The 24,850-nt window shown below is 63.6% G+C and carries 27 protein-coding genes; 24 read left to right on the top strand and 3 right to left on the bottom strand.

Annotation, left to right across the window (positions count from 1 at the left end; translation table 11 throughout):
- The first annotated feature begins 1 nt into the window (after window position 1).
- From FNB15_RS05620 to FNB15_RS05535, 18 genes are all read left to right on the top strand, one after another.
- On the top strand, window positions 2–820 hold the full coding sequence (locus tag FNB15_RS05620) for a phage capsid protein (RefSeq protein ID WP_144067769.1): 819 nt from the start codon (window positions 2–4) through the stop codon (window positions 818–820).
- A gap of 10 nt (window positions 821–830) precedes the next feature.
- Window positions 831–1,103 carry a hypothetical protein gene (locus tag FNB15_RS05615; protein ID WP_144067768.1) on the top strand — a complete coding sequence of 91 codons (273 nt, stop codon included), beginning with the start codon at window positions 831–833 and terminating at the stop codon, window positions 1,101–1,103.
- A gap of 173 nt (window positions 1,104–1,276) precedes the next feature.
- On the top strand, window positions 1,277–1,846 hold the full coding sequence (locus FNB15_RS05610) for a phage connector family protein (protein ID WP_144067767.1): 570 nt from the start codon (window positions 1,277–1,279) through the stop codon (window positions 1,844–1,846).
- Entirely contained in the window at window positions 1,846–3,756 is a 1,911-nt protein-coding gene (locus FNB15_RS05605) for a phage tail protein (RefSeq protein ID WP_144067766.1), read from the top strand. Before FNB15_RS05610 ends, FNB15_RS05605 begins: the two co-directional genes overlap by 1 nt.
- The gene (locus tag FNB15_RS05600; protein WP_144067765.1) at window positions 3,756–4,214 is read left to right on the top strand and encodes a virion core protein, T7 gp14 family; all 459 of its coding nucleotides are present in this window, start codon (window positions 3,756–3,758) and stop codon (window positions 4,212–4,214) included. The genes FNB15_RS05605 and FNB15_RS05600 overlap by 1 nt, the downstream gene beginning before the upstream one ends.
- Window positions 4,215–4,238: 24 nt before the next feature.
- Window positions 4,239–6,089, top strand: coding sequence for a collagen-like domain-containing protein (locus FNB15_RS21455; RefSeq protein ID WP_144067764.1), 1,851 nt, complete (start codon window positions 4,239–4,241; stop codon window positions 6,087–6,089).
- Window positions 6,090–6,102: 13 nt separating this feature from the next.
- Window positions 6,103–7,065: a hypothetical protein gene (locus FNB15_RS05590; protein ID WP_144067763.1), complete on the top strand. Its 963-nt coding sequence runs from the start codon at window positions 6,103–6,105 to the stop codon at window positions 7,063–7,065.
- Between the two features lie 26 nt (window positions 7,066–7,091).
- Window positions 7,092–8,435, top strand: coding sequence for a radical SAM/SPASM domain-containing protein (locus FNB15_RS05585; protein ID WP_144067762.1), 1,344 nt, complete (start codon window positions 7,092–7,094; stop codon window positions 8,433–8,435).
- Window positions 8,432–9,634, top strand: a complete 1,203-nt coding sequence (locus FNB15_RS05580) for a hypothetical protein (RefSeq protein ID WP_144067761.1) — start codon at window positions 8,432–8,434, stop codon at window positions 9,632–9,634. The genes FNB15_RS05585 and FNB15_RS05580 overlap by 4 nt, the downstream gene beginning before the upstream one ends.
- A 154-nt stretch (window positions 9,635–9,788) precedes the next feature.
- Window positions 9,789–10,646, top strand: a complete 858-nt coding sequence (locus FNB15_RS05575; protein WP_185973726.1) for a tail fiber protein — start codon at window positions 9,789–9,791, stop codon at window positions 10,644–10,646.
- 61 nt (window positions 10,647–10,707) lie between these two features.
- Window positions 10,708–11,007, top strand: coding sequence for a hypothetical protein (locus FNB15_RS05570; protein WP_144067760.1), 300 nt, complete (start codon window positions 10,708–10,710; stop codon window positions 11,005–11,007).
- On the top strand, window positions 11,000–12,526 hold the full coding sequence (gene terL / locus FNB15_RS05565; protein WP_246068797.1) for a phage terminase large subunit: 1,527 nt from the start codon (window positions 11,000–11,002) through the stop codon (window positions 12,524–12,526). The genes FNB15_RS05570 and terL overlap by 8 nt, the downstream gene beginning before the upstream one ends.
- A 27-nt stretch (window positions 12,527–12,553) precedes the next feature.
- Window positions 12,554–12,850: a hypothetical protein gene (locus FNB15_RS05560; RefSeq protein WP_144067759.1), complete on the top strand. Its 297-nt coding sequence runs from the start codon at window positions 12,554–12,556 to the stop codon at window positions 12,848–12,850.
- Between the two features lie 13 nt (window positions 12,851–12,863).
- The gene (locus FNB15_RS05555; RefSeq protein ID WP_144067758.1) at window positions 12,864–13,319 is read left to right on the top strand and encodes a cell wall hydrolase; all 456 of its coding nucleotides are present in this window, start codon (window positions 12,864–12,866) and stop codon (window positions 13,317–13,319) included.
- A 23-nt stretch (window positions 13,320–13,342) separates the two neighbouring features.
- The gene (locus FNB15_RS05550) at window positions 13,343–13,747 is read left to right on the top strand and encodes a 3TM-type holin (protein ID WP_144067757.1); all 405 of its coding nucleotides are present in this window, start codon (window positions 13,343–13,345) and stop codon (window positions 13,745–13,747) included.
- 12 nt (window positions 13,748–13,759) lie between these two features.
- Window positions 13,760–14,149, top strand: coding sequence for a DUF952 domain-containing protein (locus tag FNB15_RS05545; RefSeq protein ID WP_246068796.1), 390 nt, complete (start codon window positions 13,760–13,762; stop codon window positions 14,147–14,149).
- Complete coding sequence (locus FNB15_RS05540; protein WP_144067756.1) at window positions 14,146–14,787, top strand: hypothetical protein; 642 nt, start codon at window positions 14,146–14,148, stop codon at window positions 14,785–14,787. Before FNB15_RS05545 ends, FNB15_RS05540 begins: the two co-directional genes overlap by 4 nt.
- Entirely contained in the window at window positions 14,784–15,842 is a 1,059-nt protein-coding gene (locus FNB15_RS05535) for a quinone-dependent dihydroorotate dehydrogenase (RefSeq protein ID WP_144067755.1), read from the top strand. The genes FNB15_RS05540 and FNB15_RS05535 overlap by 4 nt, the downstream gene beginning before the upstream one ends.
- 133 nt (window positions 15,843–15,975) lie before the next feature.
- Here the strand turns inward: FNB15_RS05535 and FNB15_RS05530 are convergent, their stop codons facing one another.
- Complete coding sequence (locus FNB15_RS05530) at window positions 15,976–16,824, bottom strand: fumarylacetoacetate hydrolase family protein (RefSeq protein ID WP_144067754.1); 849 nt, start codon at window positions 16,822–16,824, stop codon at window positions 15,976–15,978.
- 119 nt (window positions 16,825–16,943) lie between these two features.
- Between FNB15_RS05530 and FNB15_RS05525 the strand changes: the two genes are divergently transcribed.
- Window positions 16,944–18,773 carry an ABCB family ABC transporter ATP-binding protein/permease gene (locus FNB15_RS05525; protein WP_144067753.1) on the top strand — a complete coding sequence of 610 codons (1,830 nt, stop codon included), beginning with the start codon at window positions 16,944–16,946 and terminating at the stop codon, window positions 18,771–18,773.
- Here FNB15_RS05525 and FNB15_RS05520 read toward each other — a convergent pair.
- Together FNB15_RS05520 and FNB15_RS05515 are read right to left on the bottom strand one after the other, a co-directional pair.
- A complete protein-coding gene (locus FNB15_RS05520; RefSeq protein WP_144067752.1) occupies window positions 18,770–19,702 on the bottom strand; it encodes a pyridoxamine 5'-phosphate oxidase family protein in 933 nt (310 codons plus the stop codon). The genes FNB15_RS05525 and FNB15_RS05520 overlap by 4 nt on opposite strands.
- Before the next feature lie 2 nt (window positions 19,703–19,704).
- Window positions 19,705–20,322, bottom strand: coding sequence for a glutathione S-transferase family protein (locus FNB15_RS05515; protein ID WP_144067751.1), 618 nt, complete (start codon window positions 20,320–20,322; stop codon window positions 19,705–19,707).
- A 103-nt stretch (window positions 20,323–20,425) separates the two neighbouring features.
- Between FNB15_RS05515 and FNB15_RS05510 the strand changes: the two genes are divergently transcribed.
- The 5 genes from FNB15_RS05510 to ampC all read left to right on the top strand — a co-directional run bounded on the left by FNB15_RS05510 (window position 20,426) and on the right by ampC (window position 24,815).
- Window positions 20,426–21,319: a LysR family transcriptional regulator gene (locus FNB15_RS05510; RefSeq protein WP_144067750.1), complete on the top strand. Its 894-nt coding sequence runs from the start codon at window positions 20,426–20,428 to the stop codon at window positions 21,317–21,319.
- Window positions 21,320–21,337: 18 nt separating this feature from the next.
- Window positions 21,338–21,727 (top strand): VOC family protein, encoded by a 390-nt coding sequence (locus FNB15_RS05505; protein WP_144067749.1) that lies wholly within the window; start codon window positions 21,338–21,340, stop codon window positions 21,725–21,727.
- Window positions 21,728–21,937: 210 nt separating this feature from the next.
- Window positions 21,938–22,630 carry a phosphatidylserine decarboxylase gene (locus FNB15_RS05500; protein ID WP_144067748.1) on the top strand — a complete coding sequence of 231 codons (693 nt, stop codon included), beginning with the start codon at window positions 21,938–21,940 and terminating at the stop codon, window positions 22,628–22,630.
- 114 nt (window positions 22,631–22,744) lie between these two features.
- Window positions 22,745–23,635, top strand: coding sequence for a CDP-diacylglycerol--serine O-phosphatidyltransferase (pssA, locus tag FNB15_RS05495; RefSeq protein ID WP_144067747.1), 891 nt, complete (start codon window positions 22,745–22,747; stop codon window positions 23,633–23,635).
- A 19-nt stretch (window positions 23,636–23,654) separates the two neighbouring features.
- Entirely contained in the window at window positions 23,655–24,815 is a 1,161-nt protein-coding gene (gene ampC / locus FNB15_RS05490; RefSeq protein ID WP_144067746.1) for a class C beta-lactamase, read from the top strand.
- The last annotated feature ends 35 nt before the right edge of the window (window positions 24,816–24,850 follow it).

The raw sequence follows: 24,850 nt of genomic DNA, 5'->3' as shown, positions 1-24,850 counted from the left end.
GATGACGCCGACGATTGAACAATCCTTCGTCCGCCAGTTCGAACACGACGTGCATCAGGCCTATCAGCGCCTGGGTGCCAAGCTGCGTCCGACTGTGCGCTCGAAGACAGCCGTGAAGGGCTCGTCCACCACCTTCCAGAAGGTGGGCAAGGGGACTGCCAGCACCAAGGCTCGCCACGGCAAGGTGCCGGTGATGAATGTCGATCATGGTTCGGTGGAATGCCTGCTGCAGGACTTCTATGCGGGCGAATGGCTCGATGCGCTCGACGAACTGAAGGTCGGCCATAACGAGCGTGACGTGATCGTGAATGCCGGCGCCTATGCGCTGGGTCGCAAGACCGACGAGCTGATCATCCGCTCGCTCGATCAGTCGACCCATTTCGCCGGCGCCGACACCGACGGTCTGACCAAGGCCAAGATACTGGCTGCTTTCGAAGCGCTCGGCGATGCCGATGTGCCCGACGATGGCCAGCGCTATGCCGTGATCGGCTGGCGCCAGTGGTCGCAGCTGTTGGATATCCCGGAATTCGCCGACGCCGATTATGTCGGCGAGGAGGATCTGCCGTGGAAGGGAGCGCAGGCCAAGCAGTGGCTCGGTACGCTGTGGATGGCCCATAGCGGCCTGACGCTGCAGAACGATGTGCGCTTCTGCCATTGGTACCACAAGACCGCGGTGGGTCATGCCTCGGGTCAGGACGTGAAGTCCGACATCACCTGGCACGGCGATCGCGCCGCGCATTTCATCAACAACATGATGAGCCAGGGCGCGACGCTGATCGATCAGACCGGCGTCGTCACCCTGCGCTGCCGCGAAGTGTAAGGAGGCGACCATGTCCTACAGTTCGAAAACCCTGTCGGTGCTCGGCTACGCCAACGGCTTCACGCTCTGGCATTACAGCACGCCCGATACCGCTACCACGGTGGATAGTGCCGGTTACTTCAATGCTGCCGCCGAAATGCTGCGCAATGGCGACTTCATCCTCGCCAATACCGGCCAGGGTGGGGGCTCGCCACAGCACGGCATCTTCGTCGTGGCGTCGAACCAGAACGGCCAGGTCGATCTTTCCGACCTGTCTCCGCTGGGCAGCGCCGATACCGACTGACGCACCGCCGGGGCTGACTACGTCCGCCTTCGCGCCTGATCCATCGCTGCCTCGCGCATCCCGGGAACGGATGCCGGCAGCGATCGGGGCCGCGCGGCCCGCGAGGTGCCCTGCCGATGATTCCTCTCATCCGGCAGGGCACCTCGATCCGGCGCCAACGAAAGGAACCGACCATGGCATCGAACGCCATCGAATTATGCAATCGCGCCCTGGTCACGCTCGGGGCTCAGCCGGTTACCGGCTTCAACGATGCCACTGTCGAAGCCGAAGTCACACGGCATCTCTATCCTGCTTTGCGCGATGGGTTGCTCTCCTCGCATCCCTGGCGCTTTGCCACCGCGCAGGCGGCGCTGCCGCGTCTGCCGCAGGCGCCGACTGCCGACTATGGCTTTGCCTTCCAGTTGCCGCCGGATTTCCTGCGTGCGCTGTCGGCCGGCGTGATCGAACGCGGCCGTGGCCTGAATTACCGCATCAGCGGTCGGCGGCTCGAGGCCGATACAGACAGCCTGACGCTCACCTATGTTTTTCGGCCGGATGAAACCGGCTTCCCGCCTTTCTTCGATATCGCGCTGATCGCCCGGCTGGCCGCCGAATTCTGCCTGCCGCTGACGGAAAGTACGACGCGGGCGCAGCTGCTGCATCAACTGGCCGAAGCGGAATTCCGGCGCGCCAAGGCAATCGACAGCCAGCAGGCCGAACCGGGCCGTATCGAAGACTTCACCCTGGTCGAGGTGCGTGGCTGATGCCTAAGATCGCGATCGCCAAAAACAACTTCACCGCTGGCGAGATCGCGCCGGACCTGTGGGGCCGTGCCGATCTGCAGGGCTATGCCAATGGCGCAGCCCGCTTGCGCAACGTGATTCTGCGGCCCACTGGTGGCGTCACCCGCCGTCCCGGCCTGCGGCATGTCTGGTCGCTGCCCGGTGTGGCCGCTGTCCGCCTGGCATCTTTCTCTTTCAATACCGAGCAGACCTATCTGCTGGTGTTCAGTCCGCTGAAGCTGCATGTCTTTCGCGACAGCGAGCGCGTGTACTACGGCGATGCGCCCTGGACGATGGAACAGCTGCCCAAGCTGTCCTGGACGCAAAGTGCCGATACGCTGTTCCTGTGCCATCCCGAGATGCGGCCGCAGCGCATCACGCGAATGAGCCACAGCGACTGGAAGATCGAGAATTTCATCTTCGCTGCCGAGAAAGATACCGGTGCGCTGTTCGAACCGAGTTTCAAATTCGCCAAGCAGGATATGACGCTGGTGCCTTCGGCGACCAGCGGCACCGTATCGCTCACCGCATCGGATGATTTTTTCCTGCTGGCTCATGTTGGCACCCAGCTGCGTATCAAGAAGAAGGCCGTACGGGTCGACACTGTATCGACTGCGAAAGTGGCGCAGGTCACCGTGCTGCAGACACTAGCCGACACGACGGCCACAGATGACTGGGAAGAGGCGGCATTTTCTCCGGTGCGGGGCTGGCCGGTTTCGCCGACGCTGTATCAGGAGCGCCTGGTTTTTGCCGGCTCGCGCGATCTGCCGAACCGGATTTGGATGTCTAAAACCTCAGACATCGACAATTTCGACCTAGGCGAGGCGCTGGACGATGAAGGCATTGAATTCGCGCTACTGACCGACCAGGTTGATGCAATCCGCTCCGTCGTTGCCGGGCGGCATCTGCAGGTCTTCACCACCGGTGGCGAATGGATGGTCGCCGGCGATCCGCTGACACCGAGTAAGGTGCGGGCAGATCGACAGACCCGGGCCGGTTCATATCCCGACCGCACGATTCCACCGCGCCATGTCGATGGCGCGACGCTGTTTGTGGCACGCAACGGCCGCGAGCTGCGCGAATTTCTCTACACGGATATTGATCAGTCCTATACGGCTGCCGATCTGGCGCTGCTGTCGAGCCACGTTTTTGACAACCCGCTCGACCAGGATTACGCAGCGCGCGACCGCCTTTTTCTGATCGTCATGGGCAACGGCAGCATCGCAGCGCTGACCGTCTATCGCGCGCAGCAAGTGACGGCGTGGACGGTATTTGAGACCGCCGGTGTCTTTCGCGCCATCGCCGTGGTGGAGGATCGCATCTATGTCGCGGTGATCCGCAACAGCGAAATGCAGATCGAGTATTTCGCGGCTGACAGCTTTACCGACAGCCATGTAGCAACCAGCGGTGCCGTACCGCAACATGACTGGGGCGGCCTGGGGCATCTCAATGGTGCGGCCGTCGATATCGTCGCCGATGGCAAGCAGCAGGCACGCCGCGTAGTGGCGGGTGGAATGGTGACGCTATCGCAGCCAGCCTCGCAAGTGGAAATCGGCCTGCCCTATACCCACGAGATCCGACCGTTGCCGGCAGAACTGGGCAACGGAACCATGACCAGTCAGGGCAGTCCGGTACGTCTGGTGCGTGCCGTCTTCCGCCTGTTTGCCACCAAGGCGCTGCATGTCGATATCGGCCGTGGACTGCGCGCCCTGCCGTTCGCGCGCAGCGGCGAGGTGCTCGATGCAGTGCCCGAGGCCTTCAGCGGCGATCTCGAGGCGCGTGGACTGGGTTGGCGGCGCGGTACGGAGCAGCCGCTGTGGCGCATCGCACAGGACGTGCCACAGCCTTGCACACTCCTGTCCGTCATCACCGAAGTGAAAGGAGCCGACTGATGTCCGGAATCGAAACAGCCCTGATGATCGCAAGCACCGCGCTCTCTACCGTCGGTTCGATCTCGCAGGCTAATCAGCAGCGCAAGGCGCAATCGCAGGCACAGGCCATGCAGGCCCAGCAGGCGCAGGACCAGGTGAACGAGCTGCAGCGCCAGCATGCCAAGGCGGAGCAGGACCGGCTGGAGCGGTTGAGGCGTGCGTCTGCATCCCAACGCGCAGCCTTTGCCGGTGCCGGCATCAGCAGTGATGGGTCTGGTGAGGCAGTGTTCGACAATCTGCTGACGCAGAGCCTGCAGGAAAAGCAGGAGATCGACGAGCGGCTGGATCGCAGCATACGCAGCCTCCAGGACGGCATGCAGCTCAATCTGCTGCGCCACCAACGTCCTGATTCCTTCTCAAAGGCAGCATCGGTCGTTCAAACCGGCGTCGGCATCGGCCGGCAGCTTGGCATTTTCTGATCATCGCAGATCGCGGAGATATTCATGACGACATCTTCACTCATTCCGAGAATCCAGCTGATCGCCACTGGCGTGGAGCAACTGTTTCCGTTTGAATTTCCGGTGTCCAATGCAGCCGAACTGCATGTCTGGGTCGATGACGGCCCGCGCAGCGATTACACGGTCGACCTGCTGAATAACGGCGATGGCGGCACAATTGCCTTCGCCGATAATCCGCCGCAGGCCGGTCAGCGTGTGACGATCGCACGCATTGTCGGCCTGGCCAGCGGTCCACAATTTTCCGAAGGTGGTGTGTTACGTGCCGAAGCGCTGAATGCCGAATTCGAACGGCTGACGCGGCTGGTGCAGCAGGTCGATGAAAAGGTCGCTCGCGCCGTAAAGCTGGCGCCAGGCGCGGCGTTCCCGGCCGCGCAGGATCTTGTTCTGCCGTCTGGTGCGCGCGCCAATCGCGTGCTGGGCTTCGATGGCGATGGTCAGCCGCAACTGATCGGCGAGGGATCGATCCCCTCCGGTCCGGTCGGTCCGCAGGGTCCGCAGGGTGTTGCAGGTCCGATCGGCCCGCAGGGTGTGACGGGACCGCAGGGCATACAGGGTGTGGGCGGGCCCCCGGGTCCGCAGGGCAACCCCGGCCCTGCTGGTCCCGCCGGCCCGCTGGGTCCGCAGGGCGCAACAGGCCCGCAGGGTCCGCAGGGCGTGCAGGGCAGTGCAGGTGCGCCGGGCCAGTCGTTTACGCCGGATGCGATCGGCGGCTACGCCCAGCGCACATCGCATGACGCAGCCACCGCGGGCTTCGCGTTTCTCGCCGCCGATCTCGGCCAACTCTTCTTCAAGCTGAGCAATGCTGCGGCCGACTGGTCGAACGGCATCTATTTCGGCCGCGGCGAGGCCGGTCCGCAGGGAGCGCAGGGCGTCCAGGGTCTGCAGGGTCCACTCGGTCCGCAGGGTCCGCAGGGCCCGGTTGGCGCGACGGGCGCACAGGGTCCGCGTGGTCTGACCTGGCGCGGCGGTTGGCTGGCTGCGACGGCTTATGCTGCCGACGATGCGGTTCAGCATGGAGGCCAAAGCTATGTCTGCATCGATGCAGTGAGCGGCAGCATGATACCTGCCGATGATACGGCGCATTGGTCGCTGCTGGCGGCGCGCGGTCTGCAGGGCATTCAGGGTCCGCAGGGCGAGACCGGGCCAGTCGGCCCGACCGGCGCGCAGGGACCGCAAGGCGCGCAGGGGCCGGTGGGTCCACTCGGTCCACAGGGATTGCCTGGCGAAGATGGCGCACCAGGCCTCGGTGTTCCGCATGGCGGCAACGAAGGTCAGGTGCTGGCCAAGGCATCGAATGACGACGGTGATGTGGCCTGGCAGGACGCACCGAGCGGCTTCGTTGAAAAGGACGGCGATATCATGACCGGGCCACTGGTCGCGCCCAGCCTGCAGAGCAATGGCACCACGCCACTCGCCACCGGCTTCCTGCTCGGCAGCGGGCAGGATGTCGGCTACGCGATCCTGCATCGTACCCGCGAAACCCTCTACGAGGAACAGCAGGTCGCCAACTGCTCTGGCATCATTCCGAACGGCAACTGCTTCAGCAACACCAGCTGGAGTATGCCGAATGCCAATTGGTGGAGCTGGGGACTGGGTCTGCCCTACGTGAATCCCGGCTACGACTTTGCCGGCGGATCGTCGACCACCAACCAGCCGGTCAGCCAGACCAACGAGCGGATTTATGGCTCCTACTACCTTCTGCGTACTGAAATCGGTTTCGACGTCCAGCGGCGTGACTGGAAGAACTGCAATTGCGGTCAGACCAACTGCTACTCGAACTGTAACTGTAACTGTAACTGCAACTGTGACTGTTCGAACTGCTGGAACTGCAAGTGATCGGGAGATTCAGATGAGCGCCCTGTTTCAACGACACAATTTCCTCTGGTCCGGTTTGAAAACTCCATTTGTCGTGGAGGCAAAGACAGATTCCGACCGGATCACATTGCGCACCTGGCGGTTGAGTGAAGATGCTGCCGTTGCCTCGGCGATGCCGGTGAAAGACGCAGTCGCGATTTATGGTGGGCATGCGGAGCCCTTCGAGCTTGATTCCGATCTCGCGGTTTCGCGCGAGATCCGTGAGAGGCACTGGATTCCGCTGGAGGCGTTAGGCGGCCAGTATGTCGGAGGATCGCGCAACCGGAATCTGTTCCTGCAGCCGATCAGCCAGGTCGGCTTCCGGATCGATACCGGGGTGCTGGGCTCTGTAGCCTGGTCCGACTACGCCATCTGGGCCTTCAACGCCACGCGCGACGGCAAGCTGTCGATGCCGTTTAACCGCTACCTTGCCACGCAGCCAAGCCGCGAGCATCACTACAACCTGCTGATCGGGCGCAAGGAGATAAATCTCATGATGCTCAATGTGCCTTTCGCGCGGCAGGATTTCTCCAACTGCGTCTTTGTCGTGAAATACAACCCGGCTTTCGGCTGTATTCACAATTTCGCCAGCCACAAGCAGATGCCAACCATCAAGATCGGTCTGGGGCCATACGATCTCGAACCGCTATACGGCTTCAAGGCGTTGTTTGCCTCGCTGCGCTTGTCTGGCTCCGACACCATCCCGGCCGGCCAAGCCGCAACTTACAACATTGAGATGTTCAGCAAGAACACCGATACGCTGGTCGATGACGTGGACGCCAAAGTCTACCTCGAATGTAACGCCGGCTATCTGCCGCAGCGCCAAGTCGAGATCAGTAACGGAATCGGCAGCTTTCCACTGATGGCCCTGGGCTTAAACGCCGGCGACAAAATCAAACTGAAGGTCGGTTGGCGCAATTTTAGCGGTGTCGACGAAAAGATCGTCACGATCGTCTGAGTCCGTTTCCTGCCCGGAGCATTGTCATGCCGCCGCTCTATCGTCTTATCTTCGCTGGTCCTGGTGACTATCGCCGGACTGCTTTCTGGTCACCGCAGGCTGCGAGGCTTTGCTGGGATGACGGCACACCGCTTGATCTGAGCGGCGTCGGTCATGGCTACGTCGATACGCCCCGCGCATGGCAACCCGCTTTTCCGGTGCATCCGACCCTGCCGGCGGGCAAGCAGCGGCAGGTGCGTGTGCTGAAAATCCAGCTCGGGCTGAAATGCAATTACAGTTGCCAGTATTGCAATCAAGCGCATCAGCCGCATGACAGCCAGGGTGATCCGACCGATGTCGATCGGTTTCTCGCCACGTTGTCCGACTGGCTGGAGGGCGAACCGCAGCGGATCGAATTCTGGGGCGGCGAGCCTTTCGTCTACTGGAAGACGCTGAAACCACTGGCCGAAGCCTTGCGTACGCGGTTTCCACAGGCGGGTTTCGGTATGGTCAGCAATGGTTCGCTGCTGGATGAAGCCAAGATCGACTGGTTGGATCGTATGGGTTTCGGCATCGGCATCAGCCATGACGGGCCGGCGATGAAGTACCGTGGTCCGGATCCGCTGGCCGATCCGCACAAGCGTGCCATGCTGCGGCTGCTCTATGATCGGCTGGCACCGCAGCATCGCGTCAGCTTCAACGCGGTGCTGCATCGTCGCAACATGTCTCTGACCGCAGCGCGCCGACATATTGCGACGGCACTCGGTGTACCGGAAGCGGATCTGCCGATGGTCACCGAAGAGGTACTGTTGCCCTACGATGAGAACGGCAAGCGACTCAGTTTGCGCAATGAGGAGGAAGGCCGTGCTTTCATGGCCGCCGTCTTCTGGGAAGCAGTGCGTGGCGAGTCTATGTCGGTCAGCACGATCCGCGACAAGATCACTGGCTTTTTCCGCCAACTGGCGGAAGGTCGGCCGGCTGCGGCGCTCGGCCAGAAATGCGGCATGGACGATCCGGGCCGGTTGGCGGTTGATCTGAAGGGCAATGCCCTCACTTGCCAGAACATGTCGGCCGATACCAAGCATCGCATCGGCCATGTCGAGGCGATGCAGGATATCCGTCTCGATACCGCCTATCACTGGTCGACGCGCAGCGAGTGCGGCAACTGCCCAGTGCTGCCACTCTGCCAGGGTGCCTGCCTGTTTCTCGAAGACGACCTCTGGCGCCAGGCCTGTGACAACAGCTACTGGCATAATCTCGGCGTCTTTGCTGCCGCCATTTACTGGCTGACGCACCTGGTGTTGGTCGAGATTGAAGGTCCGCCGCGGCGCGACGGCCTGCCCGAACGCATGGCGGTGATCGATCCTGCCAGCCTGGAGGTGGCCGCATGAGCAAGCCTCTGCTTCTGCTGGCCGCACCCAGCCACGAGAGTCGGGATAAGGCCGCACATCTGCGTGCCGCCGCCGAATCGCTGGGTGTACCGGCGCGCATCATTGTCGGTGACCGGTCAGAAGTCGTCGAAGCCATGGCGGGCGACGAGGCAATCGTTCTGGCGATTGCCTGCAGTGATGCCCTGACCCTGGTGGCCGCGCGTCTGAACGAGCGCCATGGATGCGGTGGCTTATCAGTCGGCTTGATAAATCAGCTGGCTGATAAAGCGACGGGAATTCCGCTACTGAGCCAGATCTTCGATCTGCCGCTGCTGCCACAGTGTCTGCCGTTGACGCCAGAAGATATTTTCGGCTGGCTCTGGTCGGGACCGATCATCGTGAAACCGACGCGCTCGTCCGGTGGCTGGTCACCGCGGCCCTGGGGCTATCGCCGTTTCAACAGCAAAGACCACTTTATGCGCTGGCTGCGGGAAGAGGGGCTGCAAACCCCATTCTTCGCCGAACAGCGTCAACCTCAGGCGCTTGGCCCGGCGCTGCTGCAGGCCGCTCTGGATGGCAGTTGTACGGAAGGTGCCATGTTGTTGCTAACGGCGTCGCAGATGCATGTCATCTACCGGAGCCACGGATATTTCGAACTCACCGGTGCAGGCAGTGTCGACGGACCGCGTTGGCGCCGGGCCTGTTTCCACAATAATGCCGCGCCGGATCTGATCGAAAACCTGCCGCACCTTGATCGTCTGCGGCGGCGCGATCCGGCCTGGGGACGCGGTATTATGAATGTGCATGGGATCCGTGGACCGGACGGCCTACATCTCATCGATATCAATCTCCGCCTGACGACAACCTGGGACTGGGTAGCTGGCGTGGCAGATCCTACGGCGCATCGCCGCCTGCTGGCGGCCCTGCTGTTCGACGCGCCACTCGACCTGCCACTTCCCGCACCGGTGACAGTGATCGATCTGGTGAATGGTGATCCCCGACGCAGGATCGCTGCGGTCGAACATCTGCCAGTGCCGCCGCATATCCTGCCGGTGCGATTGACCGCCGAAGACTGCGGCAGTCCTGTGGGCGGTTTCGACAAGGCCGGCGTGATGCCGTGTTTCGTCACGCTTGGCGCCGATCTCGCCACCTGCACGGCTGACGCAGAACGCTTCCGTGCCGGCATCAGGCTGCACTACGCCGACGAGATCGCGCGATGACCGCATCGCTTGCCATCACGGATCTGGCCGCCGCGCTGCTGCTGGTGGCTGCGATGGCGATTCACTGGGACTGAAGAAGGAGATGCACATGCAGCACCGCTGACGCGGACGAAGCCGGCCATTTTCAAATCATATTTTTACAGTGAGGTTTTCCATGTCGATTCCTACCAGTACTGGAAATGCCAGCGTCACCTATGAAGGCAATGGCAGCACGGTGCTTTTCACCATTCCATTCACCTTCTCCACTGCTGCCGAGATCGCGGTCTACCTGAATGGCGCGCCGGCGACTGGTGTCACGGTCTACGACACGGGGAATCCTTTCGGCGGCACCGTGACTTTTGCTGTGGCGCCGGCAATCGGCGATGTCATACGCATCCGCCGGCTGCAGACCGTGCATGTCTCCGGCAACGACACCACGGCCGATACGCTGGTGCAGAAGTTGGTCGCTGGCGCCGGGATTGCCCTCACCGAGCTTGAGGACGGCGACGACGAGATCCTGCAGATCACGGTCACTGATGGTCTGATCCCGAGTGGATTGGTCTCGCCTTTTGCTGGCGGCATTGCGCCGGATGGCTGGCTGCTTTGCGATGGTGCTGCCGTCGGCCGCGAGACCTGTGCGGGTCTGTTCGCGGTCGTTGGCACCACTTACGGCTCTGGTGACGGTACGACGACGTTCAACCTGCCGGATTTGCGCGGCCGTGTTGCGGCTGGCAAGGACAATATGGGCGGCACGTCCGCCAACCGCCTGACCGCTGGTTCGGCGGCTGGGCTAAATGGCAGCGCGCTGGGTGCTGCTGGTGGCAATCAACAGCATCAGCTGACTGTGGCGGAACTGGCGTCCCATGGCCATGACGTCAATGTCGGCGAAACCCCGGCATCCGCTTTGACCCCCGGTGGTGTCGCCATCCACCAGTATCTGTATTACGGCGCTGTCGCGCTGCCGACCGGTGGCGACCAGCCGCACAACAACGTGCAGCCGACGCTGATCCTCAACTACATCATCAAGGTCTGATCACGGGGCGGTCCGGCGGCGCAAACCGCCGGGCCTCCTTTTGTACGGCGGGAGTTACGCCATGACAGAATCCCTCAACCACCGGTTCGAATCCGTCGCCAGCACCAAGCTGGCGGCGCTGACCGAGTTGTACAACGAATTGGAGGCCAGGCCCGGCGAGCCGGGCGACAAGGCGCTGTATCAGCGCCAGTCGGCCGCCAAGGCGGTGCTGACCCATATCGTGCTGCTGCGCAAGCTGCTGCATCTCGATGTCCCGACCAAGACGGCTGCCGGCAATGACACGCTCGACATCGCCGGTTATCGCGCCATGGTGGCCGATCTGGATGCAGCGAGCCTGGACGAGGAGAGCGAGCGTGGCTGAGTTCCAGCAGATCACGCCCAGCCTGCCGATGGAGGTCGCGCAGCAGGTCTCGCTGACCGATTTCGTGCGCTTCTGGAACCGGCGCCAGCATCTCGGCCTGCCGGATCTGCATCGCGAGATTCTCGACTGGCTTGAACAGAGCTGGCAGGATGGCCGCAAGGAGCTGCTGCTGCTCGTGTTCCGTGATGCCGGCAAGTCCACGCTGGTCGGCCTGTTCGCGGCCTGGCTCCTGCTGCGTGATCCCGGTTTGCGCATTCTGGTTCTGGCCGCCGAGCAGACGCTGGCGCGCAAGATGGTGCGCAACGTGAAGCGCATCATCGAACGCCACCCTCTGACCCGCGGCCTGATGCCGCCGTCGCGCGACCAGTGGGCGTCTGACCAGTTCACCGTGAACCGCAGCGTGGAATGGCGCGATCCGTCCATGCTGGCGCGTGGCCTGAACGGCAACATCACCGGTTGCCGCGCCGACATCGTGCTGTGCGACGACGTCGAAGTACCGGCCACCAGCGACACGCCGCAGAAACGCGAGGACCTGCGCGCGCGCCTGGCCGAGATCGACTATGTGCTGGTGCCCGACGGCACGCAGCTTTATGCCGGCACGCCGCATACTTACTACTCGATCTACGCGCTGGCGCCGCGCCGCGAGATCGGTGAACAGGCGCCGTTCCTGGCCGGTTTCCACCGCCTCGAACTGCCGGTGCTGGACGAGCGCGACGACAGCCGCTGGCCGGAACGCTTTCCGCGCGAACGTCTCGATAGCATCCGTCGCCGCACGGGTGCTGCGCGTTTCGCCGCCCAGATGCTGCTGCAGCCGGTCTCGACCGAAGATGCACGCCTCGATCCCGGCCGCATCCCGATCTATGGCGGTGAGCTGGAGGTCGAACACTTGAGCGGCGACCGCATGCTGCTCACTATCGAGGGCAGACGCATGGTCTCGGCCAGCTGCTGGTGGGACCCGGCCTTCGGCATGCCGCGCAACGGCGATGGCAGCGTGATCGCCGCCGTCTACGGCGACGCCGATGGCGGTTACTGGCTGCACCGCATCCAGTGGCTGGAACAGCAGCCCGGCAGCAGCCTGGATGCCGCCAGCCAGCTTTGCGCCCAGGCCACCAGCTTCGCGAAGGCCCTGCATCTGCCGGCCATTCGCCTGGAAACCAATGGCATCGGCAAATTCCTGCCGAGCCTGCTGCGTCGCACCTTGGCGCAGGCCGATTGCGGCGCCGGCGTGATCGAATGCACCAGCCGCAAGGCGAAATCCGCCCGCATCCTGCAGGCCTTCGACGTCGTGCTAGCGGCTGGCGCGCTGCAGGCGCATCGCAGCGTGACGGACACGCCGTTCTTTGCCGAGATGCGCGAATGGCGGCCCGATGGGCGCAGCCGCGATGACGGGCTGGATGCCGTTTCGGGCTGCCTGCTCAGCGAGCCGGTGCGCTTCGGCCTGCTGCCGTCGCGCCCCGCGATGCCCGACTGGCGCGGCCAGGCCGGCCAGCATCAGGCCCAATCTGATTTCGAGCTTTAGGCTGACTTTGAACTTTAGGAGGTCGCCATGACCGGACAATTCGCAATGGATCTGATGTGGTGGCTCAGCATGGTGGAGCTGCCCGCACTCGGCGGCCTGTTCTGGCTGATCCAGCACCAGCGCGAACGCCAGGACCAGATCGTGCAGCAGATGCAGGCCGAACATCGTGCCGCCATCGGTGCCACGCGCGCAGCGCTTTCGGATTTCAAGCTTGATGTCGCGCAGCGCTATGCCTCGATCGCGCATCTGAAAGATGTCGAAACACGGCTGACCGAACACCTGCTGCGCATCGAGGCCAAGCTCGGCCACCCGGCGCGGATATAAGGGAAAGACTGTCATGCACATCACGAAACTGCCGACCGATCCCGCGGCTCGCGCCGCCGCCTATGGCGATCGCGCCTTCACGCTGGATGTTCTGGCGCGCACGCTCTGGGGCGAGGCACGCGGCGAAGGCCGCGACGGGATGCGTGGCGTGGCGAACACCATCCTCAATCGTGCCGCCCGGCCCGGCTGGTGGGGCCGCAGCGTGGCGGAAATCTGCCTCAAGCCCTGGCAGTTTTCCTGCTGGCTGGACAGCGATCCAAACCGCGTCAAGCTGCTGGCGGCCGATGGTCGCGACCGTAGTTACGCCACGGCGCTGTCGGTGTCGGTCGATGCGCTGGCCGGCATCCTGCCCGACTACACCTTTGGCGCCACGCATTACCATGCGCTCGACTGCGCGCCGGCCTGGGCCAGGGGCCGCACGCCCTGCGTGGTGATCGGCCGTCACGCCTTCTACAACGACATCGACTGACGAGAGAAAGAACGGGGCCAGCCATGCTCGACCGCATCCTCGCTGCCAATATAGCCTCACCGATCGAGGCGATCGGCAATGTCTTCGACAAACTGTTCACCTCCGACGCAGAACGCGCCCAGGCCGAAGCCGTGCTGGAAAAACTGCGCCAGCATCCGGCCGAGCTGCAGGTCGAGTTGAACAAGATCGAGGCGGCACACCGCTCGGTGTTTGTCGCCGGCTGGCGTCCGGCGGTGGGCTGGATCTGTGCGCTGGGTGTCGGCTGGGCCTATCTCGGCCATCCGCTGTTCCTCTGGGCGGCAGCTTTATGGTCGCCCGGCCTGCAGCCGCCGGCGATCCAGACCGACAGCCTGTTCGAACTGGTGCTGGCCATGCTCGGCATGGCCGGCCTGCGCAGTTTCGAGAAGTCGGCCGGCCGGTCGAAATGAAGGATGGGCCAAGTGAGTGGTGACGCAGATAGCGCCTTCTGCTATGTCGCTGCCATGACCGTGATCTACCGCATCATCTCAGCAGGCGACTGGCAGGCGGCACAGGCCGCCGGCGCTTTCAGCGGCACCGCGCATGACTTGCGCGACGGCTTCATCCATTTCTCCACCGCCAGGCAGGCCGCTGAAACCGCCGCCAGACATTATGCCGGCAGGGCCGACCTGCTGCTGCTCTATGTGCGCGACAGCGACCTTGCTTCGCCGCTGAAATGGGAAAAGTCCCGCAATGACGAACTCTTTCCGCATCTCTACGGGTCGCTGCCGGTTGCGGCTGTGCATCGCGTCGAAAAGCTGCCGCTCGATAGCGGAACGGGCCGGCATGTTTTCCCGGGGGATATGCCGTGAACGGCTTCATTCGTGACCAGTATTGGGGTCAGTCGCTGATCTCCTACACCGTCATGCAGATGCTGGAGCCGGCGACGCGCGAGGCCTGCCTCGACGTGCTGCGCCGGGTCTCCGCCATGGCCGGCTCGGCTGATTATCTGCTGATTGCGCCGGCCGAAACCTTCCATCTCTCGCTCTATGCCATCGCGCCGGTACGCTCCGATTTCGACAAGGATGCCTGGTGGCAGATTCACGGCGAACAGGCGCTGGCGGTGTTTCGCCGCTGGTGCGCGGCGCAGCCGGCCACCTTGCTGCGCTTCCGCGAGTTGCGGGTGACGCAGACGGCGGTGGTTGCCGTGGCCGAACCGCAGGAGGTAGTCTGGAGCCTGCGGCGCGTGTTGCGCGCCGAGGTGCCGCAGCCGCCGGGCGGCACGCCGAATTACGACATGATCCATATGACGCTTGCACGCTATGCGCAGCCGGAAAAGCTGCCGGCGGATTTCGCTGCACGCGTCATGACGCTGCCGCTCGATCTCAAGGTGCGGCTGTTCGAGCCCACGCTGATGCGCGAAACCGCCTATCCGCTGCTGGGCGGCAAGCCGGTTGAGACACATGCGCTGCGGGCACCGGAGCCAATCATGCAAGAGAATGTGACATGAACCTCTATCGCAAACTCGTCTTCCCGCTGGTGCGGCAGATCGATGCCGAAACGGCACATCGCCTGACCCTGAAACTGTTGAGCTGTGCGCCGCTGTCACCGGCCACCTATGACGATCCGGTACTGAACACGGTGCTGTTTGGCCGGCGGCTGACCAATCCGGTCGGGCTGGCAGCCGGGTTCGACAAGAATGCCGAAGTGCCCGATGCCATGCTGCGGCTCGGTTTCGGCCTGGTCGAAGTCGGCGGCATCACGCCCAAGCCACAGCCGGGCAATCCGCGTCCGCGCGTGTTCCGTCTGGCGGAAGACCGCGCGGTGATCAACCGCATGGGCTTCAACAACGAGGGGCTTGAGGCCGCCGCGAAGCGCCTGCAGGTTCGCACCGGCCGGGGGAATTTCCTCGCCGGTTTTGTCGGCGCCAATCTCGGCGCCAACAAGGACAGCGCCGACCGCCCCGGCGACTATGCGATTTCCTACGAACGCCTTGCGCCGCTGGTCGATTTCGCCGTGGTCAATGTGTCGTCGCCCAACACGCCGGGGCTGCGCAACCTGCAGGGCCGCGAGGAACTGACGGCCTTGCTGGCTCGCCTGCAGCCGCTGCATGAAAAGCTGAGAACGCCGCTGCTGGTCAAGATCGCACCCGATCTGGCCGACGAGGATATCGCGGCCGTTGCCGAGCTGGCGCTGCAGTTCAAACTCGATGGCCTCGTCGCCACCAACACCACGATTGCCCGGCCGGACTCCCTGCGCAGTGCCAATCGCGGCGAAACCGGCGGGCTTTCCGGCGCACCCCTGTTCGAACATTCAACAGCCGTGCTGAAGCAGCTCTATGGCCATGTCGGAGGCCGCGTGCCGCTGATCGGCGTCGGCGGCATTGCCTCGGGCGCGCAGGCTTATGCGAAAATCCGTGCCGGGGCGTCTGCCGTGCAGCTCTACTCGGCGCTGGTCTATGAAGGCCCGGGCCTGGCGGCGCGCATCAAGGCCGAGCTGGCAGCGCTGCTGAAGCGGGATGGCTTCCGCAGCGTGGCCGAAGCTGTAGGCAAGGACGTGAAGTAAACACAGGCCGTCATCCCGGGCTTGACCCCGAGGTTCCATTAAAATGGGATGCCGTCTCAAGGCCGGCATGACGATGAGGAAAAAGAAACGGCGCCACGTGGGCGCCGCTTCCGAACTGCAATGAAGGCTCCGCTTACCCGTTTTTCACCGGGTTGCGCAGCAGGCCGACCTTCTCGATTTCGATCTCGATGATGTCGCCGTCCTTCATGTAGACCGGCGGGTTGCGCTTGGTGCCGACGCCACCCGGAGTGCCGGTGGCGATCACGTCGCCGGGTTCCAGCGGCGTGAAGGTCGTCACATACTTGATGATCTTGCGGATGTTAAAGGTCATCAGGTCAGTGTTGGACGACTGCATGACCTGGCCGTTCAGGCGGCTCTGGATTGCCAGCTTCTGGGCGTCGGGGATCTCGTCCGCCGTCACCATCCAGGGGCCGAAGCCGCCGGTCGCGTTGAAGTTCTTGCCCGGGGTGAACTGGCCGGTATGGGTCTGCCAGTCGCGCACCGAGCCGTCGTTGTAGCAGGCGTAGCCGGCGACGATGCTGAAAGCGTCGTCCTCGGAGACTTTGTACCCGCGCTTGCCGATGATCACGGCCAGTTCGGCTTCGTAATCCAGCTTGTCGGATTCGGCAGGCTTCAGCAGGGGCTGGTTATGGGCGACCTGGCTTTCCGGGAAGCGCACGAAGATGGTGGGGTGGCCCGGTGGTTCGCGGCCCATCTCGCGGCGGTGCTCGTCATAGTTGACGCCGACGCAGACGATCTTGCCCGGATTGGGGATCACCGGCAGCAGGGTGGTGCCTTCATAGGGCAGGTCGGCGGCGGCACCTTTCGCGGCAGCTTCCACCTCGGCCAGCGCGCCGGCCTTCAGCACGGCGACCAGGTCGGGATACTTGGACCCCAGCTTGGCGCCCATATCGACGATGCCGTCATTCACGACCACGCCGTAAGAGCTCTTGCCATTACGGACGAAGCTCACCACTTTCATCGGACTGCTCCCTGCCGGAAAAAGAAAATGCGGTATAATAAGGGTGCAGACGATACGCCGCACATCGCACCCCGACAAGCACCCGCCAGCCTAGTTCACGCCCCGCGCCCCGCCCAGCCATGACCGACTTGAAAAAATCTCTGCCTGCCTTGCTGATTCCGCGACTCTGGCCGGCGGAGCGCCCAGACCTGCGTCGCCGCGTGGTGATCGCCTTCGGCTTCCTGCTGCTGGCCAAGCTGATCAATGTTGCAGTGCCGTATTTCTTCAAGCAGGCGGTCGACCTGCTCGACCGCGGCGTCAGTGCGAACCAATTGGCCATTGGCGCGGTGCTCGGCATGGTGCTGGCCTATGGCATCGCCCGCATGCTGGCGCAGGGTTTTGGCGAGTTGCGCGACGCGGTCTTTGCCAAGGTGGCGCAGGCCGCGATCCGGAATCTCGCGCTGGAGACCTTCAACCATCTGCATGCGCTCAGCTTACGCTTCCACCTGGAGCGCCAGACCGGCGGCCTGTCCCGCGTGATCGAACGCGGCACCAAGGGCATCCAGTTCGTGCTGCAGTTCATGACCTTCAACATCGTGCCGACGCTGGTCGAGATCGGCCTGGTCGGCGGCGTGCTGTGGTGGCTGTATGGCTGGACCTTTGCCACCATCACCGTCGCCACCATCGGCGGCTATATCGCCTATACGCTTGCGATCACTGAATGGCGCACCAAGTATCGCCGCCAGATGAACGACGAGGACCAGCGCGCCAATACCCGCGCGATCGACAGCCTGCTGAATTACGAGACGGTGAAGTATTTCACCAATGAGCTGCATGAGGCGCATCGCTTCGACGATGCCATGATGCGTTACGAGAAGGCGGCGGTGAAAAGCCAGACCTCGCTGGCCTATCTCAATCTCGGCCAGGGCGCGATCATCGCTATCGGCCTGATCGGTGTGATGAGCCTCGCCGTGCTCGGCGTGCGCGACGGCACCATGACGCTCGGCGACCTCGTTATGGTCAATGCCTATCTGATCCAGCTCTACCTGCCGCTCAACTTCCTCGGCTTCGCCTATCGCGAGATCAAGCAGGGCCTGGTCGATATGGAGGCGATGTTCAAGCTGCTCGGCGTGCCGCAGGAGGTGCAGGACAAGCCCGCCGCGCCGGCGCTGGTCTGTCAGCAGGGCGAAATCGTCTTCGACGAAGTGCGTTTCGCCTACGATCCGCGCCGCGAAATTCTGGCCGGCGTCAGCTTCCGCATCGCGCCGGGCCGCAAGGTCGCCGTGGTGGGTGCGTCAGGCGCCGGCAAGTCGACCTTGTCGCGCCTGCTGTATCGCTTCTACGACATCGGCAGCGGCAGCATCCGCATTGACGGCCAGGATATCCGCGAGGTCTCGCAGCTCTCCTTGCGGCGCTGCATCGGTATCGTGCCGCAGGACACCGTGCTGTTCAACGACACGATCCTCTACAACATCCGCTATGGTCGCGTGGAAGCCCGCGATGCCGAAGTGTCCGAGGCCGCACGGCTGGCGCAGCTCGACCACCTGATCGCGCGGCTGCCCGACGGGATGCAAACCATGGTGGGCGAGCGTGGCCTGAAACTGTCGGGCGGCGAGAAGCAGCGCGTGGCGATCGCGCGGGCGCTGCTGAAAAATCCGAAGATCATGGTGTTCGACGAGGCGACCTCGGCGCTGGACACCCATACCGAACGCGAGATCCAGTCGGCACTGGCCCGCGCGGCCGAAGGCTGCACGACGCTGGTGATCGCGCATCGCCTCTCCACCGTGGTGGATGCCGACGAGATCATTGTGCTCGACCAGGGCCGCATCGCCGAGCGCGGCCGCCATCATGCGCTGCTGGCGCAGCAGGGGCTTTACGCCGCGCTGTGGCAGAAGCAGCAGGAGGCGCGTGCGCTGGAAGAGAAGGCCGGCGGCGAAACAGTGGCCGTGCTGTCGGCGGCAGGGGATTAAGCCCAGCTTCCTGTTTCCAGCAGCTGCATCGCATAGGCCGGCTGGCTCCAGCGGATCGGCAGTGCGCCCTGCAGGATGCGGCCTTCGTCCACGCGCAGGCGTAAGAGCCGCAACGCGCCCTGGAAGGTTTCCACCTCGGGTCCGTCCCAGATGATCTCGGCCTGGCCGGTGAGCTGCAGCAGATCGCCGCTGTCGTAATTCACCACCAGCAGCCCGGCGCGGGGATCGAGCGCAATATTGCCCAGCGTGTTGAAAAAATTGTTGCCACGGAAATCCGGGATGGTGAGCTGGGTATAGCCATTCTTCTGCTCGACCTTCACAAAGCCCGGCTTGCCGCCGCGATGCGAGACATCAACGCCTTCATCCTTGGCATGTGTCGCGATGAACAAAGTGTCCGTGCCGGCCAGCATCAGGCCGGCGCGCGGCGACAGCACGGCGCCTTCCGGCTTCACCGGCGGATCATTCGGCGCGCCGACCAGTCGCGGCAGCCGCGCCTGGATATACTGCGGGCAATTGCCGAAGCTCTGCTCGACATGCACCGTGAAGCCATCGTCCTGCAAAAACGTGACACGGCCGTTCATGCGGTTGCGCCGCCGGGTTTCCGGCTGCAGGCCGAGAATCCCGAGCTGCGCGTCATGCTTCAGGTGCTGCGCCAGCATGTCGCCGGGCACCGGCCGGGCATTGACCTGCAAGGTCACCGGATCGGGTGAGGTCGCGAAGCCGGGCGTGCCGGCCAGCATCGAGGCCCAGGGCCGGCCGCGTTCGTCGATGCTGCCGACCACCAGCGTCGGCAGGATGCTGAAAAAGTCGCGATGCTGGTCGGGCATGAAGTCGCGCAGCGCGATTTCGGCAGTGCGCGCCATGCGCCGGGGCAGATTGGGATCGACCCGCTTCTGCAGCTGCTGCTCGCCGTCGTGGAACCGTCCCATTACTATGCTGCCTTCTGCATCGGCACGAAGCCGGGCAAGGTTTCAACACGCCTGATCCAGCCGCGGATATGCGGATAGGGCTGCAGCGACACATCGCCTTCGGGCGCATGCGCCGTGTAGGAATAGAGCGCGATATCGGCAATCGTCGCATGCGATGCGGCCAGCCAGTCACGGCCCTGCAGATGCCGCTCCATCACATGGAACAGCTGCGTCGCCACCTGCCTGCAGGCGTCGTGATCGAAGGGCGAGCTGAACAGCTTCACCATGCGGGCGCGTGCCGGACCCATCAGCAGCTGGCCGGCCGCGACCGAGAGCCAGCGCTGCACCTGTGCGGCAATCGCCGGATCGGCGGGCAGCCACTGGCCGCTGCGGTCATACTTGCCGGCGAGATAGACCAGGATCGCGTTGCTGTCGGCAATCACGACCGGATTCTCTGGCTCGCCGTCTTCCAGCACCGGCACCTGGCCGAAGGCATTCAGGCCGAGGAAGTCCGGCTGCTTCTGCGCGCCGCCGCGCAAGTCGACATCGACGGTTTCAGCCTCGAGCCCGAGCAGGGCCAGCATGAGCCGGGCGCGATGGGCATGGCCGGAAAGGGGGAAGCTGTGCAGGCGGAGCGTCATGGCGGGGGTCCTTATCCAAGAGATGTCCCCAATCTGGCATTTCTCATGGAAAACAGAATAACCGGCTTTGACAAGTCACTATTTCAGTTTATGAAATAATGCCATGGACCGGCTCGACGCCATGCGTATCTTCCTCTCGGTGGCGGAGAAATCCGGCTTCGCCGAGGCGGCGCGCCATCTGCGCCTGTCGCCGCCCTCGGTGACCCGGGCGATTGCCAGCCTGGAAGAGCGGCTCGGCACCAGCCTGTTCCAGCGCAGCACGCGCCATGTCCGCCTGACCCAGGCGGGCCAGCGCTTTTTGATGGATGCGCGCCGCATCCTGGCCGATCTCGAGGAGGCCGAGGCCTCGGCGGCCGGCGACCATGGCGCGCCGACCGGCGACCTTGCCATCACCGCGTCGCAGATGTTCGGTAGTCTCTATATTGCGCCGCTGGTGCAGGATTTTCTGAGCCTACATCCGGGCGTCAATGCGCGGCTGCTGCTGCTCGACCGCGTCACGAACCTCATTGACGAAGGCTTCGATATTGCCGTGCGCATCGCGCAGTTGCAGGATTCGAGTCTGCGCGCCATCCGCGTCGGTGCAGTGCGCCGCGTGATCGTCGCCGCACCCGACTATCTGGCGCGGCATGGCGAGCCACAAAAACCTGACGATCTGCTGCAGCACGACGCCATCGCTTTCTCGTCAGCCGCCGCCGCCGACCAGTGGATTTTCAGGGACAATGCGCGTGTGGCGCCGCCGGCGCGCTTCACGGTCAATTCCTCGGATGTGGCGATCAAGGCAGCGATTGCCGGGCGCGGTGTCACGCGCGTGCTCAGCTATATGGTGGCGCCGGCACTGGCCAGGGGTGAGCTGAAAATCCTGCTGGCGGACTACGAACTGCCCCCGACCCCGGTGCAGCTGGTGCATGCCGAAGGCCGCCGTGCCAATGCGAAAGTGCGTGCCTTCCTCGATTTCGCCGTGGAAAAGCTGCGCACCGAACCTGTATTGCAGAACTGAGTCCGGAGAGAGACGAGCATGTCAGCTTTCAAGGCCATCAAGGCGATCGACTACACCGTGATCTATGTGCGCGATCTGGCCGCGATGCGCCGCTTCTATGAAGACGTGCTGCAGCTCGAACTGATCCGCGAGCTGTCGCCGCGCTGGATCGAATACTGCATCGGGCCCAACACGCTGGCACTCGCGCTGCCCGGACTGACCGCGAAGGACGACCCTGTGCCGAAAAACACGGCCGCCCTGCAGTTGGCCTTCAAGGTGGCGCGCGACGATGTCGATGCCTGCGCTGCCGAACTGACACAGCAGGGTATCGCGCTGGTGCTGCCGCCGACCGATCAGCCGTTTGGCCATCGCACGCTGTTCTTCCGCGACCCCGACGGCAACATGCTGGAAATGTATGCGGAGATCTGACGGACGAAAAATGGAAAGGCCCTCACCCCAACTCTCTCCCGCAAGCGGGAGAGGGAGGGACCCGCGAAGCGGGAGGGTGAGGGTGGGAGATGAAAGCGCTGGTCCCGGATTAACGATTCCGCCCATAAATCCGCCCGACAGGCCTTTAAGCCAGGGGCAGCAATAGCTACATTGCGCCCAGCCTCATTTCTCCAAAGGTTTACGCCTCACATGGACACCATCCGTTCCGTTCTGGTCCCGATCCACCGCGAAGGCTGGAAGTTCATCGCCATCTTCGCGGTCGTGACCCTGGTGCTGTTCTGGGTCGCCGAACCGCTCGGTTGGCTGGGCGTGATCCTGACCTGCTGGTGCACCTATTTCTTCCGCGATCCGCCGCGCGTCACCCCGGTGCGCGAGGGCCTGCTGATTTCGCCGGCCGATGGCGTGGTGCAGATGATCGAGCGCGCCGTGCCGCCCGAGGAACTCGGCATGGGCAGCGATGCCCGCCAGCGCATTTCCGTGTTCATGAATGTGTTCGACGTGCATGTGAACCGTTCGCCGATCGATGCCACCGTGATGGCCGTGGCCTATCGCCCCGGCAAGTTCCTCAATGCCGCGCTCGACAAGGCCAGCATCGACAACGAGCGCCAGTCGCTGCGCATGAAGCTGAACAATGGCAAGGAAATCGCGGTTGTCCAGATTGCCGGCCTGGTGGCCCGCCGCATCCTGTGTGAAGCGCGCGAGGGCCAGAGCTACAAAGCCGGCGAACGTTTCGGCCTGATCCGCTTCGGCAGCCGCGTCGACGTCTATCTCGACGATGGCATGGTGCCGCTGGTGGCGACCGGCCAGCGCTGCGTGGCCGGTGAAACCGTGATCGCCGAGGACGGCGCCACCGAACAGCCACGAACCGGCGAAGTCCGCTGATCGTTATCCCAGGGACGTTATCTCCGGGGCGTCTTAATCCTGCCGTAACCCTGCCCGGCTAAGCTTGGCAGGGCTTGCCGGAAGGAGCCGTCCCGTGTCGATGGAGTTTGGCCGATGAAGCCGATCAACCTGAAACCGCCGCACCGTCTGGGCAAACTGCCGCTCAATACGCTGGCGCCGAATATACTCACCATCATCGCGCTCTGCTCGGGGCTCACCGCGATCCGCTTCGCGATGCTCGGCCAGTTCAAGTTCGCCGTGCTGGCCATCGCCACGGCCGCCTTCTTCGACATGCTGGACGGTCGCGTCGCACGGCTGCTCAAGGGCGCGTCGAAGTTCGGCGCCGAGCTGGATTCGCTGTCGGATTTCCTGAGCTTCGGTGTCGCGCCGGCGATGGTGCTGTATTTCTGGACGCTGCACGATATCGGCCAGAGCGGCAATACCGGCTGGCTTGTCGTGCTGGCCTACAGTGTCTGTGCGGCCCTGCGCCTGGCGCGTTTTAACACTGCACTCGATGACGACAGCAAGCCGGTCTGGACCGGCAGCTTCTTTACCGGCATGCCGGCACCGGCCGCGGCGGGTCTGAGCCTGCTGTTCCTGATCATCAACCTGGAACTCGAAAGCGCCTTCTTCGCCTCGTCGTTCCTCAACGCGATCTGGATGCTGTTCATCGGCGGCATGATGATCAGCCGCGTGCCGACCTACTCGTTCAAGCGCGTGCGGGTGAAGCGTGAATATGTTGGTGTAGTGCTGCTCGGCGTCGGCCTGCTGGTGGCAGGCCTGCTGAACCAGCCATGGTATACGCTGGCCGCCATGGAGATCGCCTACATCGTGTCGATCCCCTTCTCGATCAAGGCGCATGACAAGCTGAAACGCGGCGATGCCCAGGCCAAGGACATGGCCGAGGCAGCCGTGGCCTCCGAAGCTGTGCCGGCCGAGCATGTCGCTGGCAGCGAATCTGGCGGCGAAGCCAAGCCTGGTACGACGCCCGGCATTCTGCACTAAAGCTTCTTTGCGGGTCTCCATGCGCGCCGCTGTCGCCGGCCTGCTTATCCTCTTTGCGGTATCGCCGGCGCAGGCCGCCGATACTCGTCACGCCGATATCCGCGACCTGATTGACCGCGCCTTCGGGCCGCTGCTGCAGGCGCATGACGTGCCGGGTATGGCAGTGGCGGTCACGGTCGGGGATCGCGTCGAGATCGCCAGTTACGGCGTTGCCGCGCGCGACGCGAAAACGCCGGTCACGCCTGACACGCTGTTCGAACTGGGCTCGGTCAGCAAAACCTTTACCGGCATTCTCGGCGGCTATGCCGCCGCGCTCGGCCGCCTGTCGCTCAACGATCATCCCGGCCAGTCTCTGCCGGCCTTGCGTGGCAGCGCGGTGGATCGCGCCACGCTGTTACAGCTCGGCACCTATACCGCCGGCGGCCTGCCGCTGCAGTTCCCGGCCGATGTCACCAGTTACGAGCGCATGATCGACTGGTACCAGCGCTGGACTCCATCTGCACAACCAGGCGTGCAGCGGCGGTATTCCAATCCCAGCATCGGCCTGTTCGGCCATGTCGCGGCCATGTCGCTGCAGCGCGATTTCGCCACGCTGGCCGAACGCGAGCTGTTTCCGCAATTTGGTCTGCGCAGCACCTTTGTGCGCGTGCCGCCATCCGAACTGCCGCGTTATGCCTGGGGCTACAGCCGCACGAACCAGCCGGTGCGCGTCAATCCCGGCCCGCTGGATGCCGAGGCCTATGGCGTGAAGTCATCGGCCGCCGACATGATCCGCTTCGTGCAGTTGAATCTGCGGCCTGCATCGCTGGAACCGCCGATGCGGCGCGCGGTCGAGCTCGCGCAGACCGGCTATGTGCAGATCGGCCCGATGATGCAGGGCCAGATGATTCAAGGATTGGGTTGGGAGCAGTATCCCTGGCCGGTGCCGCTCGACCAGCTGCTGGCCGGAAATTCCGAACAGATGAGCCAGCAGAGCAATCCGGCGACGATGCTGGTGCCGCCACAGCCGCCATCAGGCGCACGTCTGTATAACAAGACTGGTGCCACCAATGGCTTCGGCGCATATGTCGCTTTCCTGCCGGGGCGGAATATCGGTCTGGTGATGCTGGCCAACCGCAACCTGCCGATCGCCGCACGCGTGACGGCGGCGCATGCCGTGCTGGAACGACTGGCGCGCTGATCTGGTCTTTTGCCAGATGCCGTGCCATCTTCACC

Origin of the sequence: Ferrovibrio terrae (assembly GCF_007197755.1) — a bacterium.
Taxonomy (GTDB): Bacteria; Pseudomonadota; Alphaproteobacteria; order Ferrovibrionales; family Ferrovibrionaceae; genus Ferrovibrio; species Ferrovibrio terrae.
The sequence above is the reverse complement of the archived record's forward strand: the minus strand, read 5'-3'. Positions and strand labels throughout refer to the sequence as shown.